17 protein-coding genes are annotated in these 16,377 nt (G+C 70.1%); 5 read left to right on the plus strand and 12 right to left on the minus strand.

What is annotated here, in order from left to right; translation table 11 throughout:
• Both ACIBBA_RS14095 and ACIBBA_RS14100 read right to left on the minus strand, forming a co-directional pair.
• On the minus strand, positions 1-774 hold the full coding sequence (locus ACIBBA_RS14095; protein ID WP_396697116.1) for a sulfite exporter TauE/SafE family protein: 774 nt from the start codon (positions 772-774) through the stop codon (positions 1-3).
• Between the two features lie 54 nt (positions 775-828).
• Positions 829-1,731 carry a LysR family transcriptional regulator gene (locus tag ACIBBA_RS14100; protein ID WP_396697118.1) on the minus strand — a complete coding sequence of 301 codons (903 nt, stop codon included), beginning with the start codon at positions 1,729-1,731 and terminating at the stop codon, positions 829-831.
• A 251-nt stretch (positions 1,732-1,982) separates the two neighbouring features.
• Here ACIBBA_RS14100 and ACIBBA_RS14105 point away from each other — a divergent pair, with 251 nt between their 5' ends.
• The 4 genes from ACIBBA_RS14105 to ACIBBA_RS14120 all read left to right on the plus strand — a co-directional run bounded on the left by ACIBBA_RS14105 (position 1,983) and on the right by ACIBBA_RS14120 (position 7,135).
• Entirely contained in the window at positions 1,983-2,762 is a 780-nt protein-coding gene (locus ACIBBA_RS14105; protein WP_350874463.1) for an endonuclease/exonuclease/phosphatase family protein, read from the plus strand.
• Positions 2,763-2,903: 141 nt separating this feature from the next.
• Positions 2,904-5,012, plus strand: coding sequence for a M14 family zinc carboxypeptidase (locus ACIBBA_RS14110; RefSeq protein ID WP_396697120.1), 2,109 nt, complete (start codon positions 2,904-2,906; stop codon positions 5,010-5,012).
• Positions 5,013-5,093: 81 nt separating this feature from the next.
• A complete protein-coding gene (locus ACIBBA_RS14115; RefSeq protein WP_396697122.1) occupies positions 5,094-5,744 on the plus strand; it encodes a fasciclin domain-containing protein in 651 nt (216 codons plus the stop codon).
• A gap of 134 nt (positions 5,745-5,878) precedes the next feature.
• Positions 5,879-7,135 carry a low temperature requirement protein A gene (locus ACIBBA_RS14120; RefSeq protein ID WP_396697124.1) on the plus strand — a complete coding sequence of 419 codons (1,257 nt, stop codon included), beginning with the start codon at positions 5,879-5,881 and terminating at the stop codon, positions 7,133-7,135.
• 6 nt (positions 7,136-7,141) lie between these two features.
• On the opposite strand, the gene ACIBBA_RS14125 is transcribed toward ACIBBA_RS14120, so the two are convergent.
• Positions 7,142-8,137, minus strand: a complete 996-nt coding sequence (locus ACIBBA_RS14125) for a tyrosine-type recombinase/integrase (protein WP_396697126.1) — start codon at positions 8,135-8,137, stop codon at positions 7,142-7,144.
• 53 nt (positions 8,138-8,190) lie between these two features.
• On the opposite strand from ACIBBA_RS14125, the gene ACIBBA_RS14130 reads away from it, so the two are divergent.
• Positions 8,191-8,769 carry an AAA family ATPase gene (locus ACIBBA_RS14130; RefSeq protein WP_396697128.1) on the plus strand — a complete coding sequence of 193 codons (579 nt, stop codon included), beginning with the start codon at positions 8,191-8,193 and terminating at the stop codon, positions 8,767-8,769.
• A 462-nt stretch (positions 8,770-9,231) separates the two neighbouring features.
• Here ACIBBA_RS14130 and ACIBBA_RS14135 read toward each other — a convergent pair whose 3' ends face one another.
• The 9 genes from ACIBBA_RS14135 to ACIBBA_RS14175 form a co-directional block, all read right to left on the minus strand.
• Complete coding sequence (locus ACIBBA_RS14135; RefSeq protein ID WP_396697130.1) at positions 9,232-10,011, minus strand: HNH endonuclease; 780 nt, start codon at positions 10,009-10,011, stop codon at positions 9,232-9,234.
• A 65-nt stretch (positions 10,012-10,076) separates the two neighbouring features.
• Entirely contained in the window at positions 10,077-10,316 is a 240-nt protein-coding gene (locus ACIBBA_RS14140; RefSeq protein ID WP_396697132.1) for a hypothetical protein, read from the minus strand.
• Between the two features lie 15 nt (positions 10,317-10,331).
• Complete coding sequence (locus tag ACIBBA_RS14145) at positions 10,332-11,312, minus strand: PIN domain-containing protein (RefSeq protein ID WP_396697134.1); 981 nt, start codon at positions 11,310-11,312, stop codon at positions 10,332-10,334.
• 479 nt (positions 11,313-11,791) lie between these two features.
• Positions 11,792-12,463, minus strand: coding sequence for a hypothetical protein (locus ACIBBA_RS14150; protein WP_396697136.1), 672 nt, complete (start codon positions 12,461-12,463; stop codon positions 11,792-11,794).
• A 639-nt stretch (positions 12,464-13,102) separates the two neighbouring features.
• Positions 13,103-13,540, minus strand: coding sequence for a GNAT family N-acetyltransferase (locus tag ACIBBA_RS14155; RefSeq protein WP_396697138.1), 438 nt, complete (start codon positions 13,538-13,540; stop codon positions 13,103-13,105).
• Positions 13,504-13,821: a hypothetical protein gene (locus tag ACIBBA_RS14160; RefSeq protein ID WP_396697140.1), complete on the minus strand. Its 318-nt coding sequence runs from the start codon at positions 13,819-13,821 to the stop codon at positions 13,504-13,506. The genes ACIBBA_RS14155 and ACIBBA_RS14160 overlap by 37 nt, the downstream gene beginning before the upstream one ends.
• 150 nt (positions 13,822-13,971) lie before the next feature.
• Positions 13,972-14,490, minus strand: a complete 519-nt coding sequence (locus tag ACIBBA_RS14165; RefSeq protein WP_396697142.1) for a histidine phosphatase family protein — start codon at positions 14,488-14,490, stop codon at positions 13,972-13,974.
• A gap of 108 nt (positions 14,491-14,598) precedes the next feature.
• Positions 14,599-14,835, minus strand: a complete 237-nt coding sequence (locus tag ACIBBA_RS14170; RefSeq protein WP_396697144.1) for a hypothetical protein — start codon at positions 14,833-14,835, stop codon at positions 14,599-14,601.
• A gap of 194 nt (positions 14,836-15,029) precedes the next feature.
• Positions 15,030-16,355, minus strand: a complete 1,326-nt coding sequence (locus tag ACIBBA_RS14175) for a DUF4041 domain-containing protein (RefSeq protein WP_396697147.1) — start codon at positions 16,353-16,355, stop codon at positions 15,030-15,032.
• Positions 16,356-16,377 lie beyond the last annotated feature (22 nt).

Consider the following 16,377-nt stretch of genomic DNA (forward strand, 5'->3'; position numbering starts at 1 on the left):
TCAGCCCGCCAACCACTGGTCGTAGCCGAGCTTGCCGACCAGCGCCAGCACCACCACCAGCAGCACGATCCGCACGAACCCGGCGCCACGGCGCAGCGCCATCCGCGCCCCGAGCACCGCCCCGGCGATGTTGCACACCGCCATCCCCGCGCCGAGCAACCACCACACGTGCCCGGTCGCCGCGAACACCACCAGCGCGCCCAGGTTGGTGCCGGCGTTGACCACCTTCGCCATCGCCGAGCCGTGCACGAAGTCCGCGCCGATCAGCGCGGTGAACGCCAACACCAGGAACGTGCCGGTGCCCGGGCCGATCAGCCCGTCGTACAGGGCGATGCCGACGCCGGCGACCGCGATCGCGACGGCCACCCGGGTCGGGGTACGCCGCTGCGGCGCGGCCACCACCCCCAGCCGGGGGCGCAACAGCACGAACACCGCCACCGACAGCAGCACCACCAGCACCACCGGCCGGTACGCCGCGGCCGGGACCGAGCCGGCCAGCGCGGCGCCCAACCCGGCGCTGAGCACCGCGAGCCCGGCGGCCGGCCCGACCACCCTCCAGTCGACCTTGGTGCGCCGCGCGTACGTCGCCGCCGCCGTGGCGGTGCCGGCGATCGCGGCGAGCTTGTTCGTGCCCAGCGCGGTGGCCACCGGCAGACCCGGCGCCCCCACCAGCAGCGCCGGCAGCAGCAGCAGACCCCCGCCGCCCACCACGGCGTCCACCCAGCCGGCCATCGCGGCCGCGGCGAGCAGGGTGGTCAGCGATACGGGGTCCACGGCCGGCAATTCTTCCCACCCGCCCACCACGCACGCCGCCGCCTGTGTCCAGCCTCACCCGCCGTGGGGATCAGCGACGGCGCGCAGCGCGCTCAGCAGGGTGTGCACGGCCGGGGTGGTGGGGGCGCACTCGCGCAGCGCCGCCCAGATCACCCGGACCGGCCGCGGATCGCGCACCGGCCGCACCCGCACCGCCGGGTGCACCCCACCCAGCCCGGTCTCCGGCAGCAGGCTGACACCCAGCCCGGCGGCCACGAACCCCTGCGCGGTCGGGTAGTCCTCGCTCTGCACCGCCACCCTCGGGGCGAAGCCGGCCGCGGCGCACGCCGCCAGCACCGCGTCGCGGCACGGGCCCGGCCCCTCGCTGCCCACCCACGGCTCGTCGGCCAGCTCGGCCAGCTTCAGCACCCGCCGATCGGCGAGCCGGTGCCCGGCCGGCAGCACCGCCCGGTAGGCGTCGTCGCGCAGGTGCACGAAACGGATCCCGTCCACCGGCGGCGCGTCCGCCGCGCGTACCACCAGGGCCACGTCGGCGCGCCCGTCGCGCACCTGCGGCAACGGGTCCTCCGGGTCGGTCAGCCGCAACTCGACCCGGACGCCGGGCAGCTCGCGGCGCAGCGTCGCCACCGCCGGGGCGACCAGGCTCGCGCCGACGGTGGCGAAGTAGCGCAGCGCCACCCGACCGGCCCGACCCGCCCGCAGGTCGTCGAGCCCCGCCTGCGCCTCGGCCAACTGCTCGCCGATCACCGCCGCGTACCGGGACAGCAGCCGCCCGGCCTCGGTCGGGCGTACCCCCCGCCCGGAGCGCTCCAGCAGCTGCGCCCCGGCCTCCCGCTCCAGGACGGCCAGTTGCTGGCTCACCGCCGACGGGGTGTAGCCCAGCTCCCGGGCGGCCGCGCTGACCGACCCGCTGGCCACCACCGCCCGCAGCACATGCATCCGCCGCACATCCAACATGCAGCGCAGCTTAACGACGCCCGGGAAAGCTGTTGCTCGGCTAACGAGACGCGACGAGGGAGCGCGCCACCGGCCGACCGGGCTCACCCCGGCGGCGCTCCGGTCACCCGGCGGACCCCGGCGGCCCGCTCACCGACCCCGGCGGCGCCGCAGCCACACGCCCACGGCCCCCACCATCACGAACACCAGCACGGAACAGAGCAGCACCTTGACCACCCGGCAAGAGTGCCACGGGGACGTAGGGTGCAGGAGTGCGCCTGGCCACCTTCAACCTGCTGCACGGTCGCTCGCTCACCGACGGGCTCGTCGACCCCGACCGGCTCACCGCGGCCGTCACCGCGCTCGACGCCGACGTGCTCGCCCTGCAGGAGGTCGACCGGGACCAGAGCCGCAGCGGCCACCTCGACCTCACCGCCATCGCCGCCCGCGCCCTCGACGCCCCGCACCACCGCTTCGCCGCCGCCGTCGTCGGCACCCCCGGCGAAGGGTTCCGCCCGCTCAACCACGACGACGACGGCCACGGCGAACCCTGCTACGGCATCGGGCTGATCAGCCGCTACCCCGTACGCACCTGGCAGGTCACCCGGCTCAAGCCCGCGCCCGTGCGCTCCCCGGTCTACGTCCCCGGCCCCGGCCGGGGGCTCGTCCTGCTCCACGACGAACCGCGGGTCGTGCTCGCCGCCGTCCTGGACACCCCCCACGGGCCGCTCACCGCCGCCGCCACCCACCTGTCCTTCGTGCCCGGGTGGAACCTGCGTCAACTGCGCCAGGTCGTCCGCGCGCTGCGGGCCCTGCCGGCGCCGCGCGTCCTGCTCGGCGACCTCAACCTGCCCGCCGGTGTGGTGCGGGCGGTCTCCGGCTGGCGGCTGTTGGGCCGCCGCCCCACCTACCCGTCCGGGGAGCCCCGGGTGCAGCTGGACCACATCCTCGCCGACCGGCACGCCCACCACCGACTGCCTCCGGTCACCGCCGTCAGCACACCGCTGTCCACCATCTCCGACCACCGGCCCCTGCTGGTCGACCTCGGCTGACACCGTCAGCGGCGGCGGGGGAGAGGACCCCTTACTGTTCCCAGCCGCAAGATTCCCTCAAGATCGTTGCGTCGCAGATCCATGCCGATCATGCTGGTCCCCACCGCGCCAAGGTCAACCAGTCCTCGCCATGGAGGCCAGATGAAACGCCAGCGGTCCCTGCTGATCGCACTGTCCACACTGCTCGCCGCGAGCCTCGCGACCATCGCGACCCCGGCCAGCGCCCAACAGGCAGCCGAACCCAACCAGGTCAGCGACCTCACCGTCCGCCAGGCCGACGGGTACGCCACCCTCGCCTGGCAGCCCGTCGACGGCGCCACCGACTACCAGATCGAACGCACCGCCGTCGACGCCAGCGGCACCGCCACCGGCACCCCCACCATCGTCGGCGTGTGGCGCCCCAACCGACAGATCAACCAGCAGTCACCCACCTTCGCCGACGCCGGCTTCAACCCCGGCGACCGCTTCAGCTGGCGGGTACGCGCCCGCACCGGCACCACCGAACAGCCGTACTCCGAGCCCGTCGTCGCCACCACCACCGCCCCCTGGGGCAACCCCGCCACCCCCGGCGAGCAGCTGCGCACCCAGTGGGAGACCACCCACGCCGCGCAGTACACCAGCGACACCGACGAGTACGCCTACACCGCCGCCATCGACCAGCTCAGCGACCGCGTACGGGTCGTCGAGATCGGCCGCACCGTACTCAACCGGCCGATCAACATGTTCGTCATCGGCTACCCCACCCCGCCGGCCACCCCGGCCGCCGTCGCCGCCACCTCACCACTCGCCGTCAACTGCAACGTGCACGGCAACGAGCCCGGTGACCGCGAAGCCTGCCTCATCATGGCCCGGCAACTCGCCTTCAGCACCGACCCCCGCACCATCGACCTGCTCAGCCACACCACCGTCCTGATCGTCCCCACCATCAACGGTGACGGCCGCGCCGCCAACACCCGCGGCAACTCCACCGGCCAGGACCTCAACCGCGACTACTCGCTCATCCGCCAGCCGGAGACCGCGTCGTACGTCAAGATGATCCGCGAATACCGGCCCATCGCCGGCTACGACGGTCACGAGTTCGGCAACTCCCGCGCCGGCGACCTGCCCATGCTGCCGCCCCGACACCAGAACGTCGCCCAGGCCATCTTCGACGAGTCCCAGGACATGATCGAAGGCCACATGTACGCCAAGGGCGCCGAAGCCGGCTGGTGGGCCTGCCCCTACGGCTGCGAAGGCGGCGGCAACGTCGGCCTCAGCGAGGAAACCATCCTGCGCAACACTCTCGGCCTGAAGAACGTCGTCAACAGCCTGCTCGAACTGCGCAGCTCCGGCGGCCAGACCCGACCCGACGAGGGCAACAGCGCCAACAACCGCCGCCGCAAGACCTTCTCCGCCCTCTGGACCTTCCAGCAGTTCCTCGACTACCACCGCGCCAAGCTCGCCGACATCACCGGCGCGCGCGCCGAAGCCATCACCTTCCAGGCCTCCAACACCGGCCGGCTCGTCTTCCGCGGCTCCCGCCCCATCCCCGCCCACCCGGCGCCGCACCCCGGCGACAGCCCGCCGCCGATCGACGCGCCGCCGGCCGACCTCATCCTCGACAACGCGCCCTGCGCCTACAAGCTCACCGAGGAGCAGTACCGCGGTGCCCGCACCGACGGACCCGGCGGCGTCGGCACCACCGTCGCCGACCGCATCGCCGCACACGGCTGGAAGGTCGTCAAGACCGCCGACGGCTACTACGTCCCCCTCAACCAGCCCGAACGCGGCCTCATCCCGCTGCTGCTCGACGGCCAGGGCGTGGAGAACCTCACCGACGGCGAACGCGTCTACCCGACCCTCACCGGCCGACGCAACGGACCACTGACCGTCACCGGGTTCACCTGCCTCGCCGACGCCACCGTCAACGGCCCGATCACCGTCCGGCCCGGCGCCGCACTCGTCGCCACCGGCAGCACCGTCAACGGCCCGATCGCCGCCGCCGGCGCCGCCGGCGTCCTGCTCGCCGACAGCACCGTCAACGGCCCGCTGCGGGTCACCGGCACCACCGGCGCGGTCTCCGTCATCGACGTCACCGTCACCGGCCCGGTCGACCTCTCCGCCAACACCACCGGCACCGACACCCCGCTGATCGCCGGCAGCACCGTCCGCGGCCCGCTCAACTGCACCGCCAACACCCCCGCGCCGATCAACCTCGGCATCGCCAACACCGTCCAGGGCCCCCGCGCCAACCAGTGCGCCACCCTGTGACACCCACCCGGTGACAGGTGCCGGCAGGACGGGCCCCACGCCCGCCCTGCCGGCACCACACCCGAGCCAGTGGAGACCGCCGTGTCGTACCCCCGCACCAGCGCCCCGCGGCGCGCCGCCCGCCTCGCCGCGGCGGCCCTGCTGCTCGCCGTCACCGCCGCCTGCACCAGCGACGACGCCAGCCCCGACCCGAGCCCCGCCGCCGTAGCGGCAGTACAGGTCAGCGGGCCGCTCTGCGCCGCCCTGCCCACCGGCGCCGAACCCGGCAACCCCACCTTCCTCGCCGGCCAGCCCGTCGACGCCGCGCTGCGCTGGATCCCCACCATCACCACCTTCGAAGCGGCGATGCGCGCCAGCGGCCTGCTCACCGACCTCGACCGCGACGGCATCACCCTGCTCGCACCCACCGACGACGCCTTCGCCGCGAAGTTCAACGACGACACCTGGGACACCCTGATGACCCGGGACCACGAGAAGCTGCGCACCCTGCTCAAAGCGCACCTGATCACCGGCGCCCACACCGTCGACGAACTCGTCGCCGCCGGCACCGCCACCACCGTCGACGGCACCAGCCTCACCGTCACCCGCACCGGCACGAGCGCCCGCTTCGCCGACAAGGCCGACGCCGTCTGCGCCGACTACCAGGCCACCGGCGCCCGCATCCACCTCGTCAACGCCGTGCTCGGCCCGCTACCCACCACCGCCGACGGCACCGGACACCGCGCCCACTGACCCGTCGCCGCCCGCCGGCCAGATCGACGCGCCCGCTGCACACCAGGGGCAGCTGCTCCAGCCGGCCCGGGCGGGCGAAGCACCGCCGAGCGGCCAGGTCCAGACGGCAAGCCGGGCGAAGAAGCCCACTCGGCGTGGCGAAGCACGAAGATGACGTGATGGGGCGGATCCAGCGGTCACGGGCGGTCATGACCGCGGAGACGCACCGGACGACCCTCTTCGAGATCTTCTTCGACCTGGTGTTCGTCTTCGCCCTCATCCGGGTCACCCAGTTCATGACCGCGCGGCCCACCCCGGCGACCCTGATCCAGGGACTCGTCGTCCTGCTGCTGTTGTGGATCTCCTGGCTGGTCTACGCCTGGCTGGGAAACTACGCCCGAATCGACGCCGGGCTGCTGCGCGTCGGCACCACCCTCGCGATGGCCGCCGTCTTCCTCACCGCCCTGGTCATCCCCGAGGTCTGGGAATCCGGTCCAGGAACGGCGGAACCCCGGCTGACCATGGTCCTGGCCTACATCGTGCTGAGGTCGACCCACCTGGCCCTCTACCACTGGTCGGCGGCGGGCAACCGGAGGCTGCGCACGACCATTCGCTACTACACCCTCACCACCGCGCTGTCCTGGATCCCGCTCGTCCTCGGGGCCATGTACGGCGGCACCACGCAGATCCTGCTCTGGACCACAGCCCTCGTCGTCGACCTGTCCGGCGGAGTGCTCGCCGGACACCTGAGCGGCTGGCCGGTACGCAGCCCGGGTCACTTCACCGAGCGGCACAGCCTCGTGGTGATCATCGCGCTCGGCGAATCCCTCATCTCGGTGGGCGCCGGCGTCGGAGCGGGCACGACCCATCGACCCGTCCTGCTGGCCGCACTGCTCACCCTCGCCGCCACGGTGTGCCTGTACCGGTTGTACGCGCGAAGCGCGACGACCGCCGAGCAGACGCTGAGGACGGAGACCGGCGCGGAACGGGGCCGGATGGCCACCAACGCCTACAGCGTCGCCCACTTCCCGCTGATCGCCGGGACCATCTACCTGGCGCTCGGGGTCGAGCAGGTGCTCGCCCGACTGACCCACCAGCAGGCCCACGGCGGCGCCGACCCACCCCTTGGCTGGATCCCGGCCGTCGCGCTGTTCGGCGGGACGGCCCTGTACCTCGCCGGCCGGGCGATGTTTCTCAGCCTCAGCCTCCGATGCGGGACACCGGGACAACTCCTCGCCCCCGGCGCGGTACTGCTGCTACTGCCCGCCGGCCGGTTCCTGCCCGGCATGATCGCCCTCGGCCTGCTCACCGCGTTCCTCATCGCCCTCGTCTGCTACGAGTTGCTCTCCGGACCCGAACAAGACCGCGACGCCACGGATGCTCGCCCCGCACCGGCCCCCGGCCCACCGTGACGACAGCTACCTCGCAGCTGTCGGGACGGCCAGCGCCCGGTTGGTCCGGTTGGACCGCACCGCCGCGCGCTGCTGACCCGCCGTCACCTCGATGTACGCCTGCGACGCCGCCAACGACGCGTGCCCCAGCAGGCGCATGATCTCCGCCGCGCTCGCCCCGTCCTCCGCCAGCCGCGTCGCGAACGTGTGCCGCAACGCGTGCAACCGCGCCCCGCGCGGCACCCGGTCGGTGATGCCCGCCCGCCGGTAGCATGACTCCACCAGGTACTGGAGCCCACCCCGGCGCAGCGGCTCACCCCGGCGGTCCACCAGCAACGGCGAATCCGGCCGCACGCTGCGCGCCCCGAACCGACGCCGGCGGCTGTCCAGGTAGTCGGCCAACACCCGGTCCAGACCGTCCTCGATCGGCACGGAACGCGGCCGCCCACCCTTGCCGAGCACCTCGATCCGGCGCTCACCGGCGCGACCGGCCAGGGACGCCACCCGCAGCGCCAACAGCTCGCTCAGGCGCAGCCCGGCGCAGAGCGCCACCGCCAGCACGGCGAGGTCGCGCTCCGGCCAGGGGTCGCGCTGCCGGCCGGCCTCGCGTACGACCGCGGCGAGCAACTCTTCCGGCGTGTCCTCACCTCGCAGTGGCTTGGGTTGGGGGAGCGGCGTGCGAGGGCGTCCCACCGCCGGCATCGGATTTCCCGTTACCACCCCTTCGGCGACGAGGAAGGTGAAGAAGCTGTTCCAGGTGGACCAGGCACGGTGGACGGACGCGGCGGCGCGGGGCGCGGCGAACCCGGCGAACGCGGCCCGCATGACGCGGGGGGAGAGGGCGTCGACGGGCAGCACGTCGAGGGGGAGGGGAGGGGCGAGCACGTCCCCGGCCAGCGCGGCGACGGCGCGCAGGTCTCGCCGGTACGCCTCCAGCGTGTGTGGGGAGGGCTTGCGGGTGGCCCGGGCGGTCAGGAACTCCTCGATCAGGTCGGCCACCGAGTTGTCCTGTTTGTCATGCATAAGGGATATTATGCATGATTTTCGCGTTTGTGGCAGGCGGGGGGAGTGCGGAGATGCGCCGATATGTGCTGACCGGGGCGCCGGGGGCGGGTAAGACCAGCATCGCCGAGGAGCTTCGGCGGCGGGGATATCCCGTCGTCGCCGAGGCGGCGACCGATGTGATCACGGTGCGGCAGAGGCGGGGCAGCGACGAGCCGTGGAGCGAGCCCGGCTTCGTCGAGGCCGTCGTACGCCTTCAGCGGCACCGCCAACAGGCGGCCGACGCGCGAGGCCACGTGCAGGTCTACGACCGCTCACCACTGTGCACCCTGGCGCTGGCGCGTTACCTGGGCCGGCCGGTGGGTCCGACGCTGGCCGCTGAGGTGGACCGGGTCACCCTGAAGGGGATCTACCAGCGCCAGGTTTTCCTGGTCGAGCCGCTGGGCTTCGTGACACCGACTTCGGCCCGCCGGATCAGCCTCGCCGAGTCACTGGAGTTCGCGCGCGTGCACGCCCAGGTGTACGTCGAGCACGGCCACGAACTGGTCGCGATCGCACCCAGTTCCATCGAGCAGCGGGCGACTGCGGTGGCGACGTATCTCGGGCCGCCGGCCCCGATCGAGGAGACCCCCGATCCGGTCTACTTGACATAATGTACATTATCGAACCTGTTGTAGGCCGGCGCGATCTCCCGGATCCGGCGCTCCCATGCCAGGAAGTTGTCACTTCTCATTCGTCCTGAGCCATTCTCAACAAACTGAGCCATCTCCTGAGTCTTCTCACTTACTTGAGCCACGGCGGGCGCCCGTGAGCCGCTTGGGATCCTGTCCCCTTCGCTGCGTGACGGTATGGGTTGTTCATCCTCCGCCGCCTGACCGTCACCCGCTAGGTGATGTTTTTCGGTCCGAAGGGGAAGGCCGAGGTCCTCGTACGCGGTCGGGTCGTCGGTGGTGCGGCTCCTGCTCCCCCGATCCCGGGCAAGAGCGCTGTCGGTTCGTCGGTGGTGCGGCTCCTGCTCCCCCGATCCCGGGCAAGAGCGCTGTCGGTCGATGGGGCGAGGAAGGGCGTAGCGACCTAACACGTTGATGTGCGCGGGACATCACTCCCTTGCCGAGCTACGCGGCGAGCGCGAGCGCCCTTCGCTGAGTGACTCGCCATGCGAACAGCAGGCGGTCGCTCTTACTGGAGTTGCATGACCCGCAGGCCCACGCGAGGTTGCCGATGCTGTGACGTCCGCCCAGCTTGAGCGGCACGATGTGGTCAATGCTGGCCGGCGCGGCGAGGCGGCAGTACGCGCAGAGACCGCCTTGGCGCGCCAGGAGTCGCGCTAGGTCCCGCTCGGTAATGAGGTCCGCCTTCTCCCGGGCCAGGGCGCTGCGGCGGCGCGAGTTGTGCCTGATGCCGTTCGGCCCGGCGGTCCAGCTCGCATCGGCGCACCCGGAGCTACAGAAGACCTTGTGCTTGCCGGCCGATCGCTTGACCGCCCCGCCGCACCACGGGCAAGCAGCTCCGTTCAGGCGCGGCGTCCACGGACGATGCCTGAACCCCAGCGGGTCGCCGTACTTTTGAAGGCGCTGGTAGTGGGAGCCGCAGTACCCGACCGCCAGGACAGGGTTGGGGCACTCGTCGACAAAGCACGTCTCGGCTCGTGGCTGCGGAGTCGGCCGAGCCAGCTCCCGCCAGTTCTTGCCCCACTTCTTGGCAAGCTGGTAGTGCCTATGGCAGAGCTGCTTGGCATAGTGATCGCGCTCGCAGCCATCCTCGCCGCACGTCGGCTTCGGCCTCCGCGCCGTGCCCAATGGGTCTCCGGTGCGCTTCCACTGCATGTAGTGCTTCCGGCACCAGCCGCGAGCGACGAACTTGCCGTCACAGCCTTTGATCTCGCAGAGCCTCACTCATGTCCTTCCGTGGAGGAGGCCATGATCATGCCAGCGGGTTCTGACCCCTCCACCCGTTCGCGTCACTGGGCGATGCCCAGCGCCCGCTTGTAGTCCGCGATGGCGGAGGCGGACTCGGTCTCAGTCTCGGGCTCGTGGTGCTGCCGGTCCTCCAGGTCGGCGCCGTTGGCACGGGCGATGGTGTTCCACGCGTGGCAACATTCGCTGCCACACCTACACCGGATCTCGTCAAGCCGCGGCCCGCCGTTGTAGCGCAGATGCGCGCCGACCCGCCGCGCGGTGGCCACCTCGAAGACGACCACCGCCGGCGGCCGATCTCAGCCGGCGGCTCCTGCCGAGCCACGCTGGCCTCGCCGCTCTCCATCGTCGGCCTCTTCCCCATGGCGGCGTCGCGCCTGCATCTTCTTGTCCTTCGGTGGCTGCTCGAGCCAGCACACCTGGAGCCCCGCAGCTCGGCCACGCATCGCCATGCCCGTGTCGTAGGTGACCAGTCTGACCTGCTTGCCGGCGAGAGTCTTGATAGCGAGAGCGCGGCTGACGATCTCGTCGTCGTTAATCGGCAGCCGGACGTGGCCCGGCGGGTCGAGGACCACCTCGATGGTGACCTGGCCTCGCGCGGTCTCGTCGTGCCTCATGTCCTTCTCCCGCATCAGGCCACCCTGCTGCCCGACGCGGTCGATGTAGGACAACGAGTAGCCGGCCCTCCACCCATTCCAGCCGGACCGCTTGCCCTTGTCGAGCTCGTCGACGACGACGAGGGGCACCAGGATGTGGATCGGCTCGAACCCGGCGTGCAGGAGGGCAGCAAAGTCGATGTCTTCAATCTGCTGCGGGTGTTCCATGTAGATGTTGGTGTCGAGCACGACCAGGACGCCGTCGCGTTGGAACCGCTGCATCTCCCCGGCCAGCGCATCCCGGGCGGCGATCAGCGTTTCGACCTGCTCGTCCATCAGCATCGCGAGCAGCCCGTTCAGCTGCCGCGAACCATCGCGCGATGCGGATCGGGAGTAGCTCTCCTCGCCAGACTCGGCGGCTGCAAGGTTGAAGTCGCGCACCGCGGCGGCCGCCGTCAGCACCACCTCGTAGCTCCTGCCCGGCATCAGGTACTCCAGGCTGTCCGGGTGGACCTGGCGCCGCAGCATCCGCCGGGTCTCATGCGTCCATTCCAGGTAGCGGAGGGCTCGTTGCACGGCGGAGATCGGACCAGCGGCCTGCACGGAGACGAGTGAATTGTGCAGGCTGTTCAGCGTGTCGAGTAGGTGTTCCCGGTTCACGCCGGGGACGGAGGCGATCAGCACGCCGGTGATCCTGCCTCGCAGGGTGCTCGCGCGCCAGCACGGGCATTCGTTTCTGCGGATCTTCGCCTCCGCACGGTGTCCCCTCCCCCACGATTCGGAGGTGAGGAGCGTTCGCGGCCGGCGCGGGCGGTGAGCCCGGCCCGACGCCGGGCTAGCGCGGCCGTGGACCCCGCGCTGCGCCGGCCGGTCGCGCCGATGCTCGCCACGCCGGGTCGACGCCGTGCGCGAGGGCCCCGACCTGATCCAAGAGCCCAAGTGGGACGGGTCTCCAGAGATTTCGAGGTGTCTCAGGAGCGAGACGTCGCCGCGCAGTCAACAGGCGTCAGAGTGGGCTGCCTCGGAAGGCGTCGGGTGAGAATCGGGAGCCCCGACCCGACCGGTCGCCATTCATGCCGCCCCGTGCTCTCCTGAGATGCTGGTTAATCGCCATGTGCGCGTCCTTCGCGGTGTCACCCCCGGGCGAGGCTTTCCGGCTGGGCTTAGTCCTCCGAGTGAGCTCGCTGCTCGACGATGGCCTCGACGTAGCCCCGCACCCGCTCCCTTTCGGGCCCTGACAGGTCGCGAATGAGGTCCTCAAGCTCAACCGTGTTCACGGACTTGCCGCGTCGCCGCACGACGCGAGTGGGTTTCTCTAGAAGAGGCACCCCAACGCCGTAAGAGGGGCCGCTCCAGCCGTCCTCGTAGTAATTGATGAACGGTATGGGGACAAAGGCGGCTATGACAGCTGCGTACTCTTCGGCTTCATTCGCCAGTGCACGCCCCGTCAAACCCCTTTCCTCCTTGAATCGTCCAATATCGTCCGGTTCAACTTGGAATTTCCCGTATGGAAGTAGACGGCCCAACACATCTGCTATCCGCTCGGCGAGACGGTAGATCGGTTCGAGGTCAGGCCGTTCACGCAACGCCCGGAGGGTCTCGGCACCCAGGAACGCCGCAGCCAGGGGATTGGACGGGTCGGCGTAGAAGACGAGGCGGTCACCTGCGGGGACAAGGCCCTGGGACAACACCCAGAGTTCGTGCAGCTCAGCTTCGCCCACCTTGAGCGCAGCAGCCCACACCCCGATCTTCGGCTCTTTGAGAGCCCGCTGGCCCTTCTCGGTTTGCGACACGGTCGCGACCGGCGCACCGATCTTTTCCGCAACCTGCCGCATGGACTCCCCGGTCCCTACCGTCCGAACCAGGCCGAGCAGCGCACCAAAAAGCTGGGCCGACGGTGTTCCTCGCCTCACGCTCCGAATCTACCACAACGCATCTCAGAGAGATGCATACGTAGCCTTCTTATCAGTCTTGCAGAAGCTGATACAGCGTGCGTACACTGCTCGACACAGACATGATTGGAGTCTTCGGCATGACCATGCGACCAACCAGCAACAAGGCGGGTTCTGCACCTCACCAGCGAGGCGGCTCGCGAACGAGCGGCTCTAACGCGGCCAGGCAGGACTGGGCTGATCTGGCGAGGCCGGTGATGCTGCCGGCCATAGTGTTGCTCGGGCTAGTGGCACTGAAGGTCCTCTCTACTGCGGGGGGCGAGATCGCCGTTTCGCCGAACGGACTCACCGTGACCGTGAATGCTCCCTAGTAGCTGCCGGTTCCAGCGGTCGCATGCCTGAGCATGCGATCGCGGCTCCTTGCTCATGCTGCGCCGCGCTCCGGACCTAGGTGCGTTAGTCGCTCGCCGGCTTCTCGCGGCGCACAGGCGATCAGCCACGATCAGGTGCACGGATCTGCCGCAGGTCGCGCGACTCGCGCCGCGCTCGAGCAAGGCCGTAGCCGGCGACTGGTGTGTGGGCTCAGGTTCCGATTCGGATGCTCATTTGGGCGCCGAGCTGGCGGAATCCCAGCGCCCGCGCCACTCGGCGGGAGGGTTCCGGGCGGGCCCGCCACTGCGGCAGCAGATGGTTCGCCACGCCGTCTGCGGCTGCTACGGAGGCAACGGCACGTGCCAGCCCGCGCCCGCGGTGATTCGGCGCAGTGAGGACGCACAAGTGGGCCACCAGCCCCGGCCATCGTCGGTAGCCAGCCGCCGCGACAACCTGGTTCCCCCAGCGCACCACAAACGCGCGGGAGGTGATATCGGCCAACCCGCATTCGTCGGCGTCGTCGGCCGTGACAGACGCCAGGAGCCTGGCGAGATCGGTAGGCTCCCCAGGAACCACATCCACGGTATCGAGCCCAGCCGGACGGAAGTCGCCTACATGGAGGTAAGCCAGGCTCGCCGGACCCAGCACCTCGGCGACCGGCAGGACTGCGCCAGCCGGTCAGAGTTGGTCAAAACCTCGACCGGCAGACCCTGCAGCACCTCGCGAACGGTCCCGACCCAACTGTTGGCCGGCACGGTGATGATGGCGGCGTCGCCCAACGCGACGATTCCGATCCAACCCGGCGGGGAGATCCGCGATCCGGTCGAGACGGCCACGTCAACGCCGCCGTCAGCGGGAAAGGCCATCGGAACACCAGCCATCTCAAGCCAGACCTGTCGAGCGCGAGCGAGCGACGGATCACAGGCCATGGACGCATCCTCACGCCTGACCCAGAGCTCACGCCACCGAGTTCGCAGCTGTCAGGGACGGCGCCCTCTCCTAGCCGAAGAGCGCATGCCGCACAGCTACAGGTGCCCGGTGTCGTTGAAGCTAACCAAGGTCGGCGGTCGGTCGGAATTTCACTGCACGATGGTGATCGCGCAGTTGTCCTGGTTGAGGCCGATCCAACGCCACACCGGGGCCTCAAGCATGTGGCGGACGAACCACCCGATCACGAAGTTGTGCGTGATCAGCAGTTCGTGCCGGTCGTTGTCGCCGGTGACACCAAAGTGTTCGACAGCGGCCTGCAGGGCCGTCGCGTCTTCGTCGCGCTCCTCGTCGGGCACGCCATCGAGCCAGTCGAGCCACCGGCCCGGGTATCGGCCACGTTGTCCGGCGGAGGGCACCGGCGTTCGGTCCGCTACAAGGTCGCAGTCGTGTCGTGGCACCTGTGGGAGATGGCCGGCGATGATGTCGGCGGTCTGGGCCACCCGGGCCAACGGGCTGTGGTGGATCGTCGAAAAGGGCACCGTACGCAGCCGTCGGCCCAGCCTGTCCGCCTGCTCGCGACCGAGTTGCGAAAGGCCTCCGTCCGAGGCGTGACCGGACGCCGGATCCTGTTCGCCGTGGCGGACGAGGTACAGCTGTGTTCGAGCCATCAGCTACCTCCGGTCTGTATTCGACGATGAGCACGATAGGTCACGGAAGCACGGAGGGCCCGGCCGAGAACAGGGGGCCAGGTGCACTCTTCTGCCGCCGTCAGCGCGTCAGCCTGGCCTGTCGGCGATGGCTATAGCCTTCTGGCCGTGTCGTCCGCCGTAGAGATGCACGCGGTCGTCGACGTCGCGGTCCGGTGCGCCCTGGATGAACCGGTCAGGCTCGACCTGGCCGTTGCTGACGTGTACCACCCATTCCTCGTAGAACCAGCTGGGTTCACCGGCGCAGCCGGTGAACCGGAAGTTGGCTCGATATCGGCCGACATGCCCTGGCGCGAGCGTGAACAAGCGGGCAGGTCCATGGTGACGCGGGAATGCCGCCCAGCAAACCGTCCGTCGCGGTGTACGAGGGAGGGGCCAACCAGGGGCAGCCGGCTGAGTGGAAGCTGAGCTAGGGCACGACGAGCGAGCAACTGCTTTCGGTACTGGTTGCCGCTGATCGCTCATCCACCGCGCCGGCCCGCGCCTGGCGGGCCAGACGGTCAGGCGTTGGGCCCGTCGGCAGTTGCCGCGCTGCTGGTGCCGCTCAACGGCTCCACCCGCACGCTGGTGAGACTCTGCCGGTACTCCAGGGCCTCAGGCACCTCGTCGTACTGCAAGAGGTTGCCGGTCAGCGCGAGCAGGTGCGTCTTGGCCTCCTGAGGGGTGACGTGGAAGAACTCGCGGCGCTGGTTGACGAGGTTCACGCGGCGATCCGCCAAGCGGGTGTGCATCTGGGTCTCGATGCCGACGGCGTCCTCGGAGAAGAACAGGGCATGCACGTCGAAGTTGAACGGGACCGAGGCGTCGCTGAGCTCCCGCACACGGTCGAGCGGGTCGAGCCGCCGGGTCATGCCGATCTTCACCATGCTTTCGCCGAACGCTCCGATGTTGGAGATCACGTAGACGTACCCGGCGCGAACGTTCGCGGCCCGATAGTCCACGGCCTCCGCCGCCGCCTCGACCTCGACGAGGCGTTCCTCCATCTGGGCCACGCCCTCGGCGTCACCCTTGGCCCGAAGGGCGGCGAGCGCATTGACGTAGTGCTGCCTCTCCTTCTCCAGGCGTGCGCGCTCGCGCTCGATCTCCTGCTGGACCTTCCGCTCCTCGCGCAGGCGCGCCTTCTCCTCCCGCTCCCGCTCCTTCTCCTCGGCAACCTTCGCCAGATAGTCCGCAGTGAGCTCGAGCTCCTTCCTGCGCAGGCGGTGGTAGTCGTTGGAGATCCGAATGTCCATCGACTTGCCCAGACGCGCGATCGTCTCCGCCACCTTGTTCAGGCGCTCGATGGCCGAGTCCATCTTGTAGGGCTTGAGGCCGCGAACCAGGTTGTCGGCCTCAGCGTTGTAGGCGCGCAGGATGAGCTTCGAGTAGTCCCGGACCATGGCCCGTCCTTTGGCCTCGGAACCGGAGATGGTTACGCGGGTGTCCGCCTGGACGGCGCCACCATCCTTCATGGCCATAGCCTTGATCTGGTCCTGGACGGTCGCGAGCTTGCTCTGGTAGGCGACGGCGTCGGTCAGCGGGTGCCGGTACTCGTACACGCCGGCTTCCTGCAGCAGCACGGTCTCCTCGGTGACGACCACCTGCTGGCTCAGCGCGCCCACTCGCTGTTCGAGCTCGGCTGTCTGCTGCGTCAGCCGGTCGCGGTACTGCTCCAGCTCGAACGCCGCCATCTGCCCCAGGCGCCGCATCTCGGACTGCAGACGGTCGTGCTCGCCTCGCAGCTGGGTGAGCTCACCCTGGCGCTGGTTCAGTTGGCCTTGCAGCTTGGTGGCCTCGGCATGCCACGCGTTCAGCTTCTTCTGCAGCTCACCGTTCTCGGCGGCCAACTCTCGCGCCTTGCCGCGGGCC

This window comes from Micromonospora sp. NPDC051006 (assembly GCF_044456245.1).
Classification (GTDB): domain Bacteria; phylum Actinomycetota; class Actinomycetes; order Mycobacteriales; family Micromonosporaceae; genus Micromonospora.

Coding starts and splice junctions, on each gene's coding strand:
- ACIBBA_RS14100 (WP_396697118.1), bottom strand. CDS start 1,731: ATGTTGGATGTGCGGCGGATGCATGTGCTGCGGGCGGTGGTGGCCAGC.
- ACIBBA_RS14110 (WP_396697120.1), top strand. CDS start 2,904: ATGAAACGCCAGCGGTCCCTGCTGATCGCACTGTCCACACTGCTCGCC.
- ACIBBA_RS14125 (WP_396697126.1), bottom strand. CDS start 8,137: ATGCATGACAAACAGGACAACTCGGTGGCCGACCTGATCGAGGAGTTC.
- ACIBBA_RS14130 (WP_396697128.1), top strand. CDS start 8,191: ATGCGCCGATATGTGCTGACCGGGGCGCCGGGGGCGGGTAAGACCAGC.
- ACIBBA_RS14150 (WP_396697136.1), bottom strand. CDS start 12,463: ATGCGGCAGGTTGCGGAAAAGATCGGTGCGCCGGTCGCGACCGTGTCG.
- ACIBBA_RS14160 (WP_396697140.1), bottom strand. CDS start 13,821: ATGGCCTGTGATCCGTCGCTCGCTCGCGCTCGACAGGTCTGGCTTGAG.
- ACIBBA_RS14165 (WP_396697142.1), bottom strand. CDS start 14,490: ATGGCTCGAACACAGCTGTACCTCGTCCGCCACGGCGAACAGGATCCG.